Origin of the sequence: Burkholderia sp. Tr-20355 (genome assembly GCF_017104685.1) — a bacterium.
Taxonomy (GTDB): Bacteria; Pseudomonadota; Gammaproteobacteria; order Burkholderiales; family Burkholderiaceae; genus Burkholderia; species Burkholderia seminalis.
On sequence record NZ_JAAGPK010000360.1, the window covers coordinates 1 to 1871 of the forward strand.

2 protein-coding genes and 1 pseudogene are annotated in these 1871 nt (G+C 73.0%); all 3 read right to left on the reverse strand.

Features of this window, described 5'->3' with window-relative positions:
• A pseudogene (locus G3N62_RS35335) lies at positions 1–536 on the reverse strand (DUF3416 domain-containing protein); the annotation flags it as partial.
• A 151-nt stretch (positions 537–687) separates the two neighbouring features.
• Positions 688–1176 carry a phage protein NinX family protein gene (locus tag G3N62_RS35340; protein WP_034190005.1) on the reverse strand — a complete coding sequence of 163 codons (489 nt, stop codon included), beginning with the start codon at positions 1174–1176 and terminating at the stop codon, positions 688–690.
• A 28-nt stretch (positions 1177–1204) separates the two neighbouring features.
• A partial coding sequence (locus G3N62_RS35345; protein WP_206141540.1) for an endonuclease/exonuclease/phosphatase family protein occupies positions 1205–1871 on the reverse strand: 667 nt, incomplete at its 5' end.

Below are 1871 nucleotides of genomic sequence, written 5' to 3' on the forward strand. Positions count from 1 at the left end.
TCGGCCGGCAGGTGATGCGGCGCGTCGATCAGGAAGCCGGCCGCGCCCGCATCGGCGAAGGTGGCGAGGTGCGCGCACCACCAGGCGGCCAGCGCGTCGCGTACCGCTTCGTCGCCGCTGTTCGCGTGCGCGATATCGAGCGCATGCGCGGTGCCGCGCGGGTCGATCAGCGCATCGTCGTGCGTGCGTTCGACGTACCAGTCCGGATGCTCGGCGCGCAGCGGGTTGTCGCGCGCGATGCGGTCCGGCACGACTTCGAGCAGCAGGCGCAGCCCATGGCCGTGCGCGAGCTGGGCGAGCCGCGAGAAGGTTTCGAGCGCGCTCGCGCGGGTCGCTAAGGCCTGCGCCGGCCGCCGGTAATCGGCCACGTGGCGCGGAAAGCCCGCGACGCTCGCGGCCCAGAACGCGCCGACGAGCACGTGATCGAAACCCATGCCCGCGATATGCGCGAACGTCCGCGACCACGCGTCGAGCGGCCCGACGAGGCGGGCGTCGCAGAAATAGAGGTGCGGAGCAAAAGTCGGCGTGGAGTCCATGGCGTGGCGCGGGGCGGGTGGCGGTCGGTGACGCCGGTGCGCCGCAACACGCGTGCCCGCCCCGCGGTTTCCCGGCGGGCAAGGCGGGTGCGCGAAGCCGGCCGGCGCCGGGACTGTCGTTTTTACATGACCGCAGGGAAGGCGCATGCACTTACATACGCGGGATCGAACGGATATCGGTGCTGTCGCCGCTGCCGCGATCGTCATCCGCGGCGGGTAACGGCACGCCGGGGTCATAGCGCACCACGGTGCCGTGTTCGATGCGATGCGCGAAAGGCGGCGGGGCGTCGACGTCGTCGCCGAAGCGTGCGCGCACGAACGCGCGCAGCAGCGCCACGCGCGCGTCGCGGCCGTGCGCGCCGCAGGTCGACGGCCCGTCGACGAAGGTTGCGTCGCATTCCACGTCGTCGCCGTGGCGGGCGATCCGCAGGTCGTCGACGCGATCGAGCACCGTGCCCGCGTCGGCCCACGAGGTCGACGGCGCGAACGGCGCGTCGAGGTGCCGGAACGCGTCGCAGGCGGCCGTCACGACGACGGTCGGCGCGACGGCCGTGAAGCGCAGGGTGTCTTCGTCGTCCGCGCACAGCGCGCGGGCGCACCAGTAATCGAGATCCTTGCCGTCGAGGGCGTCGGTTTGCATGGGTCGCTCCGCCGAATCGAAAAAGGGCTCAGCGCGCAAGCAACGTGCCCGTCGCGGGTGTCGCGCGCATCCGCGCCACCAGCGGGTAGTGGTCGGACGCATGCCGCGCCCGCACGCTGCGATGCACGACCACGTCGACCAGCAGCTCGCCCGGGTGGATCCAGATCCGGTCCAGCGAGAACACCGGGCACACGGTCGGGAACGTGCGCGGCGCCGGCGCGCGCCGGAACCGCGTGACGAGCGCCTGCAGCGCGCGGCCGCGCACGAACCACTCGTTGATGTCGCCGAGCAGGATCACGGGCATCGCGCCCGTGTCGAAAGCCGCGAGCAGCCGCTGCACCTGCGCGCTGCGCTCGCTCGCCGACAACCCGAGATGGGTCGCGACCACGCGGATCGTGCCCGCGCCGCAGTCGATGTCGGCGTCGAGCGCGCCGCGCGGTTCTCGCTGGCGGAACGACAGGTCGAGCGTGCGCGCCGCGCGGATCGGGCAGCGCGACAGCACCGCGTTGCCGTAGCGGCGCTCCGGCATGTCGATCGTCGGGCCGGCCACCGCATGCATGCCGGTCGCGTCGCGCAGGTGGGCGAGCACGTCGGGCGCGCGCGTGCCGCCGAGCGGCACTTCCTGCAACGCGATCACGTCCGCGTCGAGTTCGTCGATCACGGCGGCGATCCGGTCGGCCGCGCGCGCCGGCCAC

Excerpts from the sequence above, each read along its gene's own strand:
- G3N62_RS35340 (WP_034190005.1), bottom strand. The coding sequence starts at position 1,176 with ATGCAAACCGACGCCCTCGACGGCAAGGATCTCGATTACTGGTGCGCC.